14 protein-coding genes are annotated in these 16,380 nt (G+C 45.4%); 6 read left to right on the top strand and 8 right to left on the bottom strand.

What is annotated here, in order from left to right; translation table 11 throughout:
- Positions 1 to 77: 77 nt before the first annotated feature.
- On the top strand, positions 78 to 389 hold the full coding sequence (locus tag AC0VYA_RS13730) for an EthD family reductase (protein ID WP_011575480.1): 312 nt from the start codon (positions 78 to 80) through the stop codon (positions 387 to 389).
- Between the two features lie 39 nt (positions 390 to 428).
- Here the strand turns inward: AC0VYA_RS13730 and AC0VYA_RS13725 are convergent, their stop codons facing one another.
- Complete coding sequence (locus AC0VYA_RS13725; protein WP_475488641.1) at positions 429 to 1,394, bottom strand: NAD(P)H-dependent flavin oxidoreductase; 966 nt, start codon at positions 1,392 to 1,394, stop codon at positions 429 to 431.
- 490 nt (positions 1,395 to 1,884) lie between these two features.
- Here AC0VYA_RS13725 and AC0VYA_RS13720 point away from each other — a divergent pair, with 490 nt between their 5' ends.
- The 3 genes from AC0VYA_RS13720 to zapE all read left to right on the top strand — a co-directional run bounded on the left by AC0VYA_RS13720 (position 1,885) and on the right by zapE (position 4,705).
- Entirely contained in the window at positions 1,885 to 2,307 is a 423-nt protein-coding gene (locus tag AC0VYA_RS13720; protein ID WP_041714473.1) for a PaaI family thioesterase, read from the top strand.
- Positions 2,308 to 2,405: 98 nt separating this feature from the next.
- Complete coding sequence (locus AC0VYA_RS13715; protein ID WP_473474770.1) at positions 2,406 to 3,320, top strand: alpha/beta fold hydrolase; 915 nt, start codon at positions 2,406 to 2,408, stop codon at positions 3,318 to 3,320.
- Positions 3,321 to 3,454: 134 nt separating this feature from the next.
- Complete coding sequence (gene zapE / locus AC0VYA_RS13710; RefSeq protein ID WP_475488640.1) at positions 3,455 to 4,705, top strand: cell division protein ZapE; 1,251 nt, start codon at positions 3,455 to 3,457, stop codon at positions 4,703 to 4,705.
- Between the two features lie 74 nt (positions 4,706 to 4,779).
- On the opposite strand, the gene AC0VYA_RS13705 is transcribed toward zapE, so the two are convergent.
- Complete coding sequence (locus AC0VYA_RS13705; protein ID WP_473474768.1) at positions 4,780 to 5,799, bottom strand: diguanylate cyclase; 1,020 nt, start codon at positions 5,797 to 5,799, stop codon at positions 4,780 to 4,782.
- Positions 5,800 to 6,173: 374 nt separating this feature from the next.
- Here AC0VYA_RS13705 and AC0VYA_RS13700 point away from each other — a divergent pair, with 374 nt between their 5' ends.
- Positions 6,174 to 7,406, top strand: coding sequence for an alkaline phosphatase D family protein (locus AC0VYA_RS13700; protein WP_475488639.1), 1,233 nt, complete (start codon positions 6,174 to 6,176; stop codon positions 7,404 to 7,406).
- Between the two features lie 142 nt (positions 7,407 to 7,548).
- Here AC0VYA_RS13700 and AC0VYA_RS13695 read toward each other — a convergent pair whose 3' ends face one another.
- The 5 genes from AC0VYA_RS13695 to AC0VYA_RS13675 form a co-directional block, all read right to left on the bottom strand.
- Complete coding sequence (locus tag AC0VYA_RS13695) at positions 7,549 to 10,017, bottom strand: TonB-dependent receptor domain-containing protein (RefSeq protein ID WP_473474766.1); 2,469 nt, start codon at positions 10,015 to 10,017, stop codon at positions 7,549 to 7,551.
- A gap of 245 nt (positions 10,018 to 10,262) precedes the next feature.
- Entirely contained in the window at positions 10,263 to 10,829 is a 567-nt protein-coding gene (locus AC0VYA_RS13690; protein WP_011575472.1) for a VOC family protein, read from the bottom strand.
- A gap of 137 nt (positions 10,830 to 10,966) precedes the next feature.
- The gene (locus tag AC0VYA_RS13685) at positions 10,967 to 11,665 is read right to left on the bottom strand and encodes a helix-turn-helix domain-containing protein (protein WP_473474765.1); all 699 of its coding nucleotides are present in this window, start codon (positions 11,663 to 11,665) and stop codon (positions 10,967 to 10,969) included.
- 25 nt (positions 11,666 to 11,690) lie between these two features.
- Positions 11,691 to 12,734, bottom strand: coding sequence for a VOC family protein (locus AC0VYA_RS13680; RefSeq protein WP_475488638.1), 1,044 nt, complete (start codon positions 12,732 to 12,734; stop codon positions 11,691 to 11,693).
- The gene (locus AC0VYA_RS13675) at positions 12,734 to 13,816 is read right to left on the bottom strand and encodes a VOC family protein (RefSeq protein WP_475488637.1); all 1,083 of its coding nucleotides are present in this window, start codon (positions 13,814 to 13,816) and stop codon (positions 12,734 to 12,736) included. The genes AC0VYA_RS13680 and AC0VYA_RS13675 overlap by 1 nt, the downstream gene beginning before the upstream one ends.
- A gap of 482 nt (positions 13,817 to 14,298) precedes the next feature.
- On the opposite strand from AC0VYA_RS13675, the gene AC0VYA_RS13670 reads away from it, so the two are divergent.
- Positions 14,299 to 14,769: a GNAT family N-acetyltransferase gene (locus AC0VYA_RS13670; RefSeq protein WP_475488636.1), complete on the top strand. Its 471-nt coding sequence runs from the start codon at positions 14,299 to 14,301 to the stop codon at positions 14,767 to 14,769.
- A gap of 97 nt (positions 14,770 to 14,866) precedes the next feature.
- On the opposite strand, the gene AC0VYA_RS13665 is transcribed toward AC0VYA_RS13670, so the two are convergent.
- Positions 14,867 to 16,327: a sulfatase family protein gene (locus AC0VYA_RS13665; RefSeq protein ID WP_475488635.1), complete on the bottom strand. Its 1,461-nt coding sequence runs from the start codon at positions 16,325 to 16,327 to the stop codon at positions 14,867 to 14,869.
- Positions 16,328 to 16,380 lie beyond the last annotated feature (53 nt).

Raw genomic sequence — 16,380 nt, 5'->3', positions numbered from 1 at the left:
GTTGCTCACGTTGGTGCATAGACCGCTCCTTTTGCTAAAGCACCAATACTCAATATCATCTTAGTAGGATAAATTTAATGATTAAAGTCAGTGTGTTATACCCAAACAGTGAAAGTGCTACCTTCGATATGGATTATTACCGCGCTACGCATTTGCCGCTGGTTGCTGAGCTAGTCGGTGATGCCCTTGTGTCGGCCCATGCTGATTTAGGGCTTGGGGGGGGTGCTCCCGGCGAAGCACCTGCGTATATTGCCATGGGGCACTTGGTTTTCGAATCAGTTGAATCATTCCAGCAGGCGTTCGGGCCACATCAAGAGGTGATTTTGGCTGATTTGGTTAACTTCACCAATACCCAGCCAACCGTTCAAATCAGCGATATAGCGCAATAAACATAGCGTTTACGTTAGCCAGCTAGTTAGCCCTGCGTTCTATAGGGCTAGCAGCCTTTTTTTCGCTGCTTCGTATTCAGACGTTAGTTTACTAACAAAATCTTGAGTAGATTGAACTTGTTTGATCGCGTTAATGCCCTGGCCACAGCCCCAGATATCTTTCCACGCTTTCGCTTTTGAATCACTGCCTGAGCCAAAGTCCATCTTCAAAGGATCGCTTTGAGGTAAATTATCCGGATCCATACCTGCAGCCACAATAGATGGCTTTAAGTAATTACCATGAACACCGGTAAATAAATTCGTATACACGATATCGCCTGCTGCGTAGTCAACCAAAGCTTGCTTATAAGCTTGGTCTGCATTGGCTTCTTTAGTCGCGATAAAAGCTGAGCCGATATAGGCCAGATCAGCGCCCATGGCTTGCGCGGCTAATACGTTTTGGCCCGTCGAAATAGCGCCTGACAGCAAAACGGGTCCATCGAACCATTCTCTTACTTCTTGAATAAACGCCATCGGGGAAAGTGTCCCTGCATGACCGCCTGCACCGGCTGCCACGCAGATAAGCCCGTCGGCACCTTTTTCAATTGCCTTTTTGGCAAAACGATTGTCAATCACATCGTGCAAACATATACCACCATAAGAATGAATAGCGTCAAATACCTCTGGTCTTGCCCCTAGTGAGGTGATGACGATGGGCACTTTGTGCTTTACGCATATTTCCACGTCGTGCATTAATCGATCGTTTGAGCTGTGCACTATCTGATTGACTGCGTAAGGGGCGGCTGGGCAGTCGGGATTCGCTTGATTATAAGCATCTAGCTCAGAGTTGATTCTGGTCAGCCAAGTATCTAACATTTCTACAGGGCGCGCGTTTAGAGCAGGGAATGAACCTACAACACCCGCCTTACACTGGCTGATCACGAGTTCTGGCCCTGAAATTATAAATAGTGGCGCACCCACCACGGGGAGGGAGAGTCGGCCTTGCATGATTTTTGGTATAGACACATTATTCTCGATATTTACATTAGGGGGTATTTAGCAAACTAAATAACCGTGATTAAACCGTTTAATAAAGCGACGAAAATTCGATAGGTTGTAAAATAACGTTCTCTTTACCACTTCAACCCGAGATTGGCATACATAAGCGTATTAATGGCGTAATGAAAACGTAAACACATACAACGCGCCAAACGACCAAAATGAGAAGAGGTAGTAAAGCCTCACCTTTCTATAAAGCCACAGTATATCCGCCTTGGGAACGGCAAACGAACGATTGAAATTTATACTAATCCATAGTTAGCGTTTATCACAAAACCAGCTTTCAAAAAAAGGTCAACGCAAAGTCTATTGAGTGAGATTCGTTACGTTATAAACACTCATCATCAGATGAAATTATCCATGATCTTCTGTTTCGATAATAATCGCTCTTGCGCATTAGGTGACACATCCACTTATCAAATGAAACACAGGTAGCTATTTTATGACGAGTAATATTATGCCAAGTAAAGAACAAGCGATTGAAAAGATAAACCAGCATGCCCCTAAGTTCATAAGTTTATTGGGTGGGAAGCTGGTTGATTTTGATGTTGAAAAAGACGCTTGCCGATTTGAATTTAATATTGGGAAAGATTATTGCCACTCAATAGACGTTGTACAGGGCGGTTTTGTTACGGCCATGCTTGATACAGCGATGAGTCATGCGGTGATGGCACTTAATAAAGATATTATCAATATTTCGTCGTTGGAGATCAAAACCACCTATCTGGAGCCAACGCGTGCAGGAAAACTGCGGGTCGAAGGTTGGGCAGTCAGAAAAGGCTATAAAGTGGCCTTTGTCGAAGGGCATATTTATAATGAAAACGACGTACTCACGGCTACGGCGAGTTCAGTAGCCAAGCTATCAAGAGTCGCTAAATAATATTAGTGTAAATGGCTAGGCGTATTCAGGGTTTAATGTGTTCATGGGTTCGCTTTCACTGCAGCACTTTATAGATTAACGTAAATTTGGAACAGTAAATGTCGTCACAAGGCCCCAAAAGACACACTATTGAATTGCACGCAGGCAAGATAAATAGCATCGCTTTGAATGTTTATGAGTGGGAAGGTATCGGTCCGCCATTGCTATTGGTTCACGCCGCGGGGTTTCATGCTCGAGTGTGGGACAAAATCATTAAGGCACTAGGTAATCGGCACGTTTATGCGGTTGATTTGCGCTGTCATGGGTTAAGTGAAAACTCTGCATCGCCCTATAGTTTTCAGTTATTTGGTGATGATCTTATCGGATTAATCGAAACCCTAGATTTGAGCGACATAACAGCCTGCGGTCACTCGATGGGCGGACATGTAGTTTTGCAGGCCGCATGTAAATTGCCTCATAGATTCAAGCGTATTTTGTTATTAGATCCTGTTATTTTTACCCCAGATTCCCCCGACCCAACACAAACCGATCCGGCAAAAAGCCCGATTGCGTCAAGGCGCAACGAATGGGTGTCCGCAGATGAAATGTTTACGCGTTTTAGTAGCCGCCCGCCTTTTAGCGATTGGGATCCTCAAGTGTTGAGAGACTATTGCGACTATGCCCTTGTGCCAAAAAGTACATCAAAGAAAACACCAACAGGTGAACATAAAATCGACAGTGAATTGTGTGAGTTAGCTTGCCCGCCTTTATGCGAGGCTGCGATTTATCAAAGCTCTGGCAACGGTTTGTTGCTTGAGCATTTGTCCTCAATCACCGCCGCAGTAAAAATATTGCGGGTAAAAGAACGCACAAAAGACGACGCACCTTTTGATTTTCGCCCGTCAGCCACTTACAAAGGTTTAGTTGGGCTCATTCCAGGAGCAATCGAGGACTACCTACCCGGGCACACGCATTTCATCCCTATGGAAGACCCATACTTGATTGCCGATGAAATCAAACGCTTAGAGACGTAATAGAATTCTTCTGAAATGCACTTTTTAACAGAGATTTTGTAATGAGCATTAAGCAAATGAAAATTCATTTGGCGAGTTGCTTAAAAGTCGTTAGAGTGCTTCTTTACTGACGCTTTAGACTGGAATCATTAACCATGCCTGATGGGCAAAGCCTTCGCTCAATGTCACTTTCACCATCACTTTCACCATCACTCTCACCACCGCTCTCACCATTTGGCGTTTATCAGTCTCAACTGGGCAAAACCTTGATTGAAGACGCTAGCCAGCGTGAAGCGATAGAGGCGCTTGATGGTCTTTATCATCAACTTATGGAGCGAAACCTTTGCGAGGCTGCACAGGTAAAGGGGCTTTATTTATGGGGAGATGTGGGCCGAGGTAAGACGTTTCTGATGGACTTGTTTTACGATTGCTTACCGCAAGATGGAAAATTGCGCCTGCATTTTCATCGCTTTATGGCGCGGATACATCAGTCACTTAATGAGCACAGCGGTCAGCCGAATCCTCTAGTCAGCGTAGCAAAAGCGCTCGCTCAAGAACTGGGTAATGAGCGTCGCGTATTATGTTTCGATGAATTTTTTGTATCAGATATCGGCGATGCCATGCTGTTATCTGGCTTGTTCGAATGCTTATTTAGAGAAGGTGTGGTGCTGGTTGCGACATCGAATATACCGATTGAACGCTTATATGAAAATGGCTTAGCGCGACATAAATTTTTGCCCTGTATCGCACTGTTGCAGCAACATACCAATATGTTGCATCTTTGCGGCGAGCAAGATCATCGTTTACATCATTTATACACGTCCCTAAGTGAGGCGGATTTAGGTAGCTTGTCCACGTATGTTGGCGTTTCAGAAAATATGAATTTCCCCGCTGTGTTTGCTCAGTTGACTCAGGAGGTGGATAGCACACAAGTGACAAACGCCACGATAGAAATTTGCCATCGTGATATTCCCGTGCGCAAGGCGACCAACATGAAAACCGCTAGCAATGTTGCTTGGTTTGAATTTAGTGCACTGTGCGAAGGGCCGCGCTCTCAGCTCGATTATATGGAAATTGCATCGCATTTTAAGACGGTGATGATCAGCGAGGTTCCTCAATTAGGGGCAAGGGTCAGAGGCTGGATAAAAGCCAGAGGCACGGAAGATGGTGTTGGGGATAATCAAGCGACCGTTACGGGGGAGCGAGTCTTGTCATACTCAGAGAATGATGACAAAGCGCGGCGCTTTATTAGTCTTATCGATGAGCTTTACGACCAAAATGTTAGGCTTTACCTAAGTTGTGATGTACCGCTCGATGAGCTGTATCTAGACGGCGCTTTGACTTTCGAGTTTCGCAGAACGTATAGCCGTCTGATTGAAATGAGTCGAGGGACGAGTAAACAGTAGGCACAAAATGATAAGGCCACCCACTGGCAAGATGCACCTGTGAAATGGTTTGGTGAAAGAAGCAGGGGAGGCCCTTAGTGAGCAATGACTTTATTACGACCTGTTTCCTTAGCTTTATATAGTCTTTCATCCGCCAGTTTGTAAATCTGGTTCAACGTCTGACCATCTTCAGGCCAGTGTGAAACGCCAATACTCACGCTGATTTTCATGTCCTTACTATTAATCAATATGTCTTTTTCTACGACTAAGCGGATACGTTCAGCAATATTTTTAGCCTGCTGCTCGCTGGTGTCTGGGATAAGCATACAAAATTCTTCACCCCCTAGGCGAAAAGCCCAGTCATTTAAGCGACGTGTTTCATTGATAAGCCGAGCTACCTCAATTAGCACCTTATCACCAATATCATGGCCGTATTCGTCGTTGACCTTTTTAAAGTGGTCTAAATCAATGAGTAACATTGACACTGTTTGTTGTTGTTCCGGGAGACTTTCACACAGCATCTCGAAGCTGGAATCGAGCAACAGCCGGTTATTTAAACCTGTTAACGGGTCCACCGATGCCATTTGCTGCAATCGTTTAACCATTGCTGCTCTTTTTGATTCATAGGTGTACGACAAGGCCCAAATAGCCGATAGACATAAGCTGATGTTCACCACCGATATCAGAGGTATCTCACTTGATTCAAAGGACAAAGCCCTACAAAGAATAGCCACGCCAGCAATGACATACACACAGGTAAACACGTTGCCTAGGGTGATGCCAAGCAGAAGGTAAGAAAGGACTGGGATTAAGAACAGCCAAGTATAAAGGGCCGCTTTAAATGCGACGGTGAATATACCAATCAAAATAACCGTATAAACGGCAAATAGAAACAAGGACGACCAAAGTGTTAGATTGGGGGTTTTCTTGTGAATGGCGAGTAGCCCTACAGAAAACAAAACAACCGCCAATTCAATTAACGCATACACTTTGAACCCGTTGAGCCAATTGTTAACAACAAAAATGGAGCCCGCGAAAATGATGATGCACAGGACAACCTTCAGCACAGTTCGTCGATAGTCCAGCTCGTTTGCCCATAAACTCGGTCTAAACATTTACCTAAATATTCCTTGTCTTAACAATAAGTGAAATTGCTTTGCCTTTATCTGGAACTGCACTACCTGTGTAATAAAATACACTAAGCAATGCTATTACTTCATTATACACACCCATTGTACGTATATTTGAGTTGAATGAGATTCAACTAAAGACTAAGGGCTGGTTATCTGTCGGGGCAACGCTGTAGCAGAGAACTTTGCATGTTGATCCGTGCTAAAGGGTAACGCGCATCACGAAAAAGCATATTCTAGTCTTTTCCCCATTAATGCATTTTTAACATCATGTACTAGGCTCATTTTTAGACTGAGTCAATTTTGACGTTTGTACTTCTCAGCCTTTTATTCACCCTTCTTTTGAAAAGGAACACAACATGGATGTACAAAATCTTACGGTTGGTCCTATTACCGGTCACACTTCACATCATTTGGTTAGAATTTTTGGGCGGGCTGAATTGTCTATTTATGATGGTAGTCCGCGTAAGGCTCACGGTGTCATTCAATATCGAAAAGCGGGTAAGTCGGCGTTCAGTCCCCCTTTGTATTTTAAAATGAACCCGAATTTCGACCTAACGGGTGTGGTGGTGTTAACCGAGTTAGAAGAAAATACGGCCTATGAATATCAGGTAGGTTGGTTTTATTCCGAGGTAGATTCTAGCGAAATCAATGTCGACAACGTGCTGAATTGGAAGCATATCGATATCAACCATATGAGAACCGCATCATCAGATGTGACGCAAGCAAGAACCATTGTGTTTGGCTCCTGTCGGTATGTTTTACGATTGTTCGGCGGACTGTGGTGGGATGATCGCAGTGATAGAACCTTCAAATCCATTTTAGAGCACACAAAAGACCATAATCAGGTTGATCAGCTCATCATGTGCGGTGATCAAATCTACGCGGATGACTTGAACGTCATTTGCGCCGATGATTCCCTAGACGAATACAATAAGCGTTATCGCAAAGTCTTTACGTCTAAATATTTGCGCAGGTTAATGTCGTGTACTCCAACGTATATGACCCTAGATGACCATGAAATTGAAGATAATTGGCCGCAATCTGCTAACGCCAAAGACTGGGTGACAAAATTTCCAGCCGCTATTCATGCATACTCGACGTATCAGGCCAGTCATAGTCCGCTCTTTGATTTGAACGGTAGCCGTATCACAGGTGCACCGACGCATCTTTGGTACACATACAGTGATGGCTGCTGTGATGTGTTCGTATGTGACACTAGAACAGAGCGCCACCTAACAGAAGGGGCCCAAGAAATGTTAGGGCCGATGCAGATGGCGGCCTTAAAAACGTGGTTAAGCGATGGCAGTGAACGGGTGAAAATAATTGTGTCCAGTGTGCCGCCCTATGAATCCGAGTCGTCAGTGGTTTCATCTGCGCTATTTTGGCCTTACCCGCACCCTAACAGGAGAAGCTTTAAACTTAGAGGAACGATTGATACGCTAACAAGCAGTACCTACAAGGTTAAAAAATCCAGTGATGTTTTCCCGACGGATGCCTTTACAAAACTTCGGGTTACTCCCGGCGGTTTAAGAGTGGAATTTTATACTAGGAAAGGAGACAAGCTTGGGAGTAAGCATTATAAATATTAATCACACAATACGAAAACGGAGCCAAGGGGCTCCGTTTTACTGTCTATGATCATCAGGATAGCGAGTTAGTTTCAAACGCGTCAACTTTCAAACGAACCAACTTTCAAAACGCACCAACTTTCAACCGCACCAAGCCTTGATGTTAGAAGCGATATGTCATGTCTATTCCCACTTGTCGACCTCGTCGAGCGGCACTGAAAAATGCTCGCGGTGAGCCATTATCAGCCCCGTCAGGCGCAGTGTTAAGGGATGAAAAGGTAAAGTAAGGAATGCCTAACCAGCGAGATGTTAGAATGGGAGCATCTTCATCTGTTAGGTTTCTAGCGTATAAACTTATCCGCCAGTTTTCAGCATTTACACCCATTCGGGCGCCCATAATGATAGCGCTGGGCACATAGGCTAAGTTATGCACTTGCACATATTTTTTGGACTCATAGCTGGCATCGATATTAAAGAAGGCTTCGAGTTCGCCGGTAATGGGCGTGATGTATTCTAAAAATGCACTGGCTTGATGCTTCGAACTGAGAGGGAACGCGTTGCCATCGATAGAGCAACTAGCGGGCGTGGTAATACCAAAATCGTCTCTAAAATCGGTACCCGTAGTCGTGCCAGGTGTTAACACTCCGCCGCCGCTGGTCAATGACCACTGAAAGTCGTCACAACCTTTGGTAAATTTGGTGTCCGCTAATGCATAGGTAAACCGCCCTGATAAGTTATCGGTAAACTGGGCGTTAATATCCAGCTCTATACCAAATACTTTACCTTCGCCTTGGTTTGTGGCGACAGAGGTGATATTGCCTGATGGTACATTCAGCGGTGTCGTCAATTGCACGTCGCTTACATCGTTGTAAAACATAGAAACCGTGGCATATACCTTGTTCAAGGCGCTGCTTTTTATACCGAGCTCGTAAGTGGTAATTTCTTCTTGCTCGTAGGTGGGTTTGCCCGTGTCGGCGCCAGCTGAGCCATTAATGCCGCCAGGTTTAACGCCTTGGGCGACGATGCCGTAAAATATGGTGTCGCTGTCATAACGGTAATTGAGGGTGGCTCTGGGGGTAAAGTTGTTCCAATTGCCATCCGCATCAAACGTCATTAGGCCATCTGGGGCAAACTCAGTCACCGTTTTTTCTTCTTCGGCCCAGCGAGCTTCAAGTGTACCGTCAAGCTTATCGTTAAATTCATAATCAACAGAGGCATAAACGGCCTTGTTGGTGACCGTACTGTTGTCTTGGAAAATACCGACTTTGGTGTCTTCAAAGGTCAGATCAAAACTATCTCGGTCTTGCTCATAGTAAAAAGCACCCGCCATCCACTGGAGTTTTCCTTCAGGCGATTGCAAGGTGAACTCGAGCGTTTTATCTTTGGTTTCTTGGCGTGACGTATTGGCAAAGAAGGCCTCTTGTCCCGGTGCAAAGGTATAATTTACCGATGAATTATCGCCATCAGAGCCCGTACTGACGTCGTCATCGCGATAACCCAGTGCTAACGACATGCTATAGCCTGCATCGATTTCATAATCCATTGCCAAACTCGAAATAATCAGATCTCGACCGACGCCATCAAAGGCGGTTCCATCTGCAGTATCGTAAGGCGTGCCGAAAAACGTTGAGCCAGAAGGTAGAAAGCTACTAACCGGAACACCCGGCACCTCGTTTGGTATACCGTCGGCATCCGCTTTATCGTTAAGGGCAATGGGCTGGTTTTTAATCTCGCCACAGAAGTATTGAAAGTTATTGTCAGAGCCAGAGGCAGCCCAAGAGGCCAAAGAGCGGTAGCCAGGTGCGCAGTTGTTTTCGCTGGTGGGGGTTAGGAAAAACGGCCGTGTTTCATCTCTGTCTTCTTGGCTTTGAAATCGAAAGCGCACACCGAGTTTGTCAGAGGGGGCCGCATCTAAAACAACGCTAACTGAACGCGTGTCTTCGCCACCCACTATGTCATCGGTGACGATATTGCGCCAATTATCATCACCGTCAACTTGGTAATCTCGCAGACTTAAGCTGGCTGCTAACCAATCATTTAACGGGCCGCTGATATACGCAGAAGCTGTGCGCTGTGCATCCTGCGCCAAGTTCAATTTTACGTTGCCGGTAAAGTCACCGTGATCAGGGCCTTTGGTGATGAAATTAATTGCTCCTGAATAAGAATTTCGCCCGTACAAAGCACTTTGCGGGCCTTTCACCACTTCAACTCGGGCAACGTCTGACATATCTAAGCTCTGTACATCACCAGAATAGTAGTTGCCGTCAATAAAGTAAGCCGCGCCTGACTCAACCCCAAACTGTATACCAGCGAGTACGTTGCCCATACCGCGAATAACCGGGCGTTCCGTGGCACGACCAAAGGCTTTAGAGAAGCTCAACCCAGATGAAAAGCGTGCAATATCATCGATGCTTTGAAAGCCTTGTTGCTCGATCATGGTGTCAGAAAACGCGGAAACGGCCACAGGAATACGGTTTAATGACTCGACTTTTTTACGTGAGGTGACTTCAATGATTTCCAGCGCATCGTCGTTTACGGGCACAGCCGGTGCTTCTTGAGCTAGGGTAATCAATGGTTGCGTCATCAAAATCGATGCAATCGCCAGCGGGAGCTTTTTTATTATTAGTGTCATTGGCATTCCTGTTGAGTGTGGGTATGTGCGAACAAATTATTGCTTTATCGGTATTGGCAATCTAGCACTGCTAACTCAGGGGCGGTTTGATAAAAATCAACAATCTTAATCTGCTTAAATAACTGGTTGTGCAGTAAAAGAGTCATTCGTTTTATATTGATGAATGAAATAAAAAAACAGCCAATAACAAGGGGTTATTAGCTGCTTTGTAGAATTTTATTATTCTTTTTTTATAGCGGACTAACTTAGTCGCTGGCTTTAGCTGGGGCGTCGAGCAATTGATTTACTTCTATCCAATAACCATCTGGATCGCGGATCATAGACACCATGACGGCGATTTTGCCACCGTCTGCTCTAGGATATTCAACATGGTGAGGCGCCTCAATAACGGCTACCTTGGGGGATTGCTCAACGCTTTTCCATCGAGTGTCTAGGTCTGATACATTCATCACCATAATAGGGTCACCGGGGACCGGCTCATCGAACTTCTCTTGGCGCTGGGGCTTTTCAGGGTATATGTATTGCAGTAAACCTAGTGCACCAATGAAGGTGTCGTTCGCTTGCATCAGCACCAAACGGCGCTTACGGGTTTCGCCGTTTTCCATGGGGCTATTAATCATCTGATCGTAAATCACGTTTAAACCAAGCGCATCGCGATATAATTGCAACGACGTGTCGATGTCATTAACGAGAAAGGTTGTGCGGCGAATATCGACTGAAATACGGTCTTCGTCGCTTACAGGGGCGGCAATACTTTGAATACAGGGCAGGGCACACAGTACGACTGCAAATAAAGAGGATCTGATTTTCATGTTTGGTTTTCCATTTTTATCGTTACCGACGTTGTTGATGCTTGCTTCGCTTAAAAACAGATAACAATATCTACGCCATCTAAAAATGGCGCATTGATAATGATCAACTGTGCTGCTTTGTACTGCTGATGGACAAATTAATCAGCGTAGGAAATCAGCTTTTCGCTGTTGGTAACGGTGATTTGGTAGTTGCTTTCGATAGAGATTAACCCGTCTTTTTTCAATTTACTGAACCCGCGGCTAGCGGTCTCTAAACTCATGCCTAGGTAATCAGCAATATCTTGTCGGCTCATGGGCAATAAAAAGCGATGTGTACCACGGCCCAGCCTATGTTCCATATCTAATAGAAAGTGAGCTAAGCGCTGGTGAGCAGATTTTTGCCCCATGATAAACAGTTGATCCAAAATCAGTGACAAGATATGCCCAGTAACGTCGTGATAACGTTTGGCTACCGCAGGGTATTTATCGAAAATATCTTGCATTAACTTACGGCTAATGCGGATGACCACGCAGTTAGTTAGTGCTTTTGCGCTAAAGCTATAACTGACATTTTCAGATAATCCAGCGAGATTACCTGTGAACAGAAAGGCAAATACTTGGCGTGAACCTGACGCGGTAGAGCGTTCAAGCATCAATGAGCCAGACTCAGGAATGTATACGTATTCTGGTGCGTCTTTTTCTCGAAACACGTATTCGCCTTGCGCGAAAGACACTTCTTCTGCATCTTCGGCTAGCTCATCAATGAAGGCATTGGCCCCTTCAACTTCTTTAAAATGGCTTCCGAAACATGAGGTAAGGGAAGTTTTAATGACTACTTTATTGATATCGAGTGACATGAATTCAGCCTATTTTATTATTATATTAACGCGCCTGATAAAACTCGATCCATGTTTGGTCTGGCGTTCTAATTGCCAGCATATCCACTGTTCCATATGGAGGTAAATTCAGCGTCGCCTGAGATACAATTTGCACTTCATTTTCGAGCAAATACCCTTTGAGTGCAGGTAAATTGTCTACTGGAAAACGCAGGGTGACAATGCCTAAATTCGGTGGCGCGGCTTTGGCGCTAACATTTTTACCCATAGCACCGTGAAACTGCAGCAATTCAACTGACCCTTCGTTTCGTTTTTGTGGATGCAAAATGTACACTGAACGGGGAATTTCTGTGGTTAGGTTATAGGGTAGTCCCAGCACATTTGGTCCCGCATCTTTACTGGCCCCTTTGTGCTCTAAATACACTTGAAAGCCAAGTACATCGCGGTAAAACGCTAAAGACTTGTCTATGTTATCGACGACTTGGGTGGAATTAAACACTCGGCTCATGTGCTTTACGTTTGGCCAGCCTTCTAGCGTGGGTTTGATGCGTTCGATCATCGCAAAACTGATGCCGTCAAAACCAGTTGCTATCCACTCAGTGACTTCATAAGGACCAAAGGTAAATGAGACGGGGTCGCTTGTGCCGCGCCAGCCAGCATCTTGCAACTGTTGACGTTTAGTTGCCATATCAGCCACTCGCACGTTAACGTCAAATATGCCACCAACATCCCACGACTGGGTGTTTGCCCGAATAATCTCTTGCGCTACGTTGTCAATTTGAATTAAACGCACGTAACCACGTTGCTCACCTTTGTTGGCCAGCAGTACTTGCTTTAGGCGTGCCTGCTCAGGTAGTTGCCATAACTGCTTTAGCTCTGGCGCGACGTCTTCTGTAGAGCGTACTTCCCAACCTGCATATTGTTGGTAAAACAGGCTACTTCTTTCGACGTCAGAGACGATAAAAACGGTTTCGGTAAATCCGTTAAGTGTGAAGTCTTTTGCGTGAGCAAAAGGTACGATCAACAAGGACACCAGAAAGGAGCACAGCAAAGAACCCAGTAATATAGATGTCAGTTTGAAGGCGCGCATTAGGGTTGCACCTCAAACACTTCAATTAAAAAGCCGTTGGGGGCACGTAACGTGGCAACCATGGATTCGCCCACAAGCGGATCGTTAACCCGTTCAGGCTGACTGACTATCATTGCGCCGTGTGCGTCGGCATTATCCATGACCTGTTGTATCGAGCGTACAGGGAAGCTCCACATGCCTAAGCCAATATTCGGTAAGCTAGGTGCATTTTTGGGTTTGATCGGTTCAACGTTGTGAAAATCCACAAACAGCATGTGGCCCGTCGTCGCGCCTTTACTGTATACAATGGCGAATCTGAACTCGGTGCCATTGGGCAGATTCATTGCCCCTTTGTCACCAGCGGATTTGAATACCCTGTCTGAGCGAATTTCAAGGCCAAGTACGTCCGTGTAAAAGGTAAGCTGTGATGCTGAATCTGTGATCACTTGTGCCGAATAGGCAGGCCCACCTTTGCCGTTTGCGTCTGTTGGGCCCAATTGCGCCATACCATTGCCACGGGTGATAGCGACTCCATGATTAAAATCTGGGGCATTAAAAATGGTTTCGTCTATTTGGTAGGTACTACCATCCGCGCGTGGGATAGGGTAGCTTTCAAGCGTATTGAGTGCCCCAAAACCTATGGTACGAATGTGTCTATCCAGCGCAATGGTATCCGTATTGGGAAAGCCCAAAGAGAAAGGCCCTAGCTCTCTGGAGTTCCAACTATCATGGATGGTCGGCATGGGCTTACTCAGCACAAGAAGACGAATTTGTATGGCGCTGTCTACCCCTTTTCGATATAAGCGATAAGTCTGCCAACTTAGATCGTCTGGCATTTGCCATAGTGCACGGTGTGTTTTTTCCAGAGCAGGACTTATTTTTAAAGGCCCTTCAACCTGCATGCCCATACCATCACGGTAAAACAATAGGCTTTGTTCCAACGATACAGTGGCAATCGTCACGGTATGTAGTGGCATTGCAAGGGCGTCTTGCACACTACTTTTGGGCGCTAATGCATCGTTTGAATCTGCATAGGCATGTTTGGCAAGAGTGAAGCTCGCTAACAGTGCGCCCATGATTAAAATCAAAAATTGTTTATTCAATTTCAAACTCATTAAAATTTGTCCGTACAAATATTCGTGTTGATAAATCATATACAAGTACCGAATAAAAGGTAACTGCACATTTGTATTCCTGATTTGATGGTGCTTGGCGACTATCGCATTGCCAAAATTGAGCATTATTTGAGGCGCAGTCAGTATTGATTCGAAGGTGCTAAACCTTGCCACATATAGGTTTTGATTGAGGTTACAAACAAGCGATGGGGAGTAAAAACAAGCGTAAAAGAAATGCGTAAAACGCGCTAAAATTTGGGCAAAGCGTGTCTTAGATGAATTGATAAAGATCAATTAGCTCGATAAAAAGTACACGTGTTTGCGACTTAGAAGCCGTGTGAATTGCAAAAGTATGGCGTTTGAAAGCTAGGTAATAGCATATTACGCGCTCAAATTACGCGCTCAAACTACGCGCTCAAATAGCGTGTTTAAAAAAATGCTTAAAGAACTGCTTAAAGGAGCGTAAGGGGATGAAGATAGCCGTGGACACATTAACCTGTGATGGGGTGCGAGGTTTGCTAGAAGAGCATTTAGCAGATATGTACGCCACATCGCCACCCGAAAGCGTGCATGCATTAGATATGCAGGCGCTTAAACATGAATCGATCACGTTTTGGTCAGCTCGCGAGAACGACAAGGTGTTAGGTTGCATCGCATTAAAGTCGTTGTCGGGCACCCATGGCGAAATTAAATCCATGCGCAGCGCTCATGATGCCCGTAAACGTGGCGTTGGAGCAGCGTTGCTACAGCATTTGATTCACCATGCCAAGCAAAGTGGGTTATGCCGCCTAAGCTTAGAAACCGGCACCATGAGTTACTTCGAACCCGCTAAAAACCTGTATCGTAGGTTCGGCTTTGTTGATTGTGGGCCGTTTTCTAATTACCCGCTTGACCCGAATAGTTGCTTTATGACCTTGAGGTTAGATGACTTGCCGATTTAGCAATTAAATTCATGTTCAGTTGTGCACATGAATGAATAAAAAAGGCGACGATTAACCGCTTCGCCACCTTTACCGGGAACTTGAGCCACTTTTATGTTCAGTAGCGACCAGACGCTTGGTACATTTGCATTTTCGAGGGGCGAGGACGTTTGCGATGAGGCGCATATGCGCCTCTCACACGATCGAAATCATCTGGCGTACGAAAACTCGGGATAAAGTCGTTACTTGATGTTATCCACTTATCTAAAATTGCACTGTGATGCGCAAGCACACTAAGGTAGTTTTCGTCAGTGGCAAGGTTTGTCAGCTCGAACGGGTCGTTGATCAAATCATATAATTCTTCTTTGGGTCTTGGGGCCAGAAACGGTCTAGCTTGGTTTGGCGTTAATGCACCTTGCTCGAATAATCGGCTCAGCTCCCACCATGTTTTGTGGTAAACCGTGTCCGCACTCGGTGTGGCAGGTAAATCGTAGTAGTTGTTGCGAATGTACCGATACTGCTCGGTGCGCACGGAACGGCCATGATCTTCGAAGTCGTGCCAGTTACGCTCTGAAATTGCATACTCTCGAAATGGCTTTTCAGGGGCTTCGAATAATTCAGTCAGACTTTTACCTTCAAAGGTATTTGGGATATTTGTGTTGGCTAAATCTGCAAACGTAGGGGCTAAATCTATGCTACTGATAATACTTTGACTAACGCTGCCTTTAGGGATCCCATTTGGCCAATAGGCAATAAATGGGGTTTTAACACCTGAGTCGTACAGCGTGGTTTTGTCTCTGGCAAAGGGACGACCATTATCCGCCACAAATATGATCAAGGTATTCTCTGCTACGCCTTGTTGTTCAAGAGTATTGACGACCTTGCCAACGTGTTCGTCTAAGCGGGAAATCTCGTCGTAATAGGCGGCGAAATCATTCATGTAAAGTTCGGTCGCTGGGTAATAAGGCGGTAAGCGCACATCGTCTTGAGTATGTTTATGGGGGTATTCACCTTGATAAAACGGACGATGTGAATCCCATGAGGCGAACCATAAGAAAAACGGTTTGTCTTTTGGGCGTTTCTCTAACAGCGGCACCCACTGTGCGCTACCTGAGGGCTCATCAATGCCATATCTAGACTCTACCACTTCATCAAATCGTTGCTTGGTGTCTTCGCCTAGGTGCCACTTTCCAGCGGCTGCTGTCCAATAGCCAGCGTCACGTAACGTTTGTGAAACAGTGACTTGTTCTTTCGGCAAAGGCCAGTGAAGCTGCTCTGCATCGGTGTTGTGAGGGTAGCGGCCAGTGATCATACTTGCGCGGCTAGGGCTGCACGAACTTGCCGTCAAGAATGCGTTATCAAAGCGCATACCGCCCTTGGCGAGCTTATCTAGGTTGGGGGTTTTTACCCCAGTGTGACCGTAGGCCCCAAGATCGTCCCAATTTAAATCATCTGCAATGATCAATATTATGTTGGGGCGTTGTTTTGCAACCACATGAGGAGCAAGCAACAGCGCACTCAATGTCAAAATGGTTTGCGCCACCATTTTAAAGTGCCTATAGAGTGTAAATTTAAACATATCAAATTCCCTGTACCACGTGTAATCAATGTAAGAGGGCGATGATTAGCCCT

Source organism: Paraglaciecola sp. QJM3NY_14, assembly GCF_056173245.1.
The sequence above is the reverse complement of the archived record's forward strand: the minus strand, read 5'-3'. Positions and strand labels throughout refer to the sequence as shown.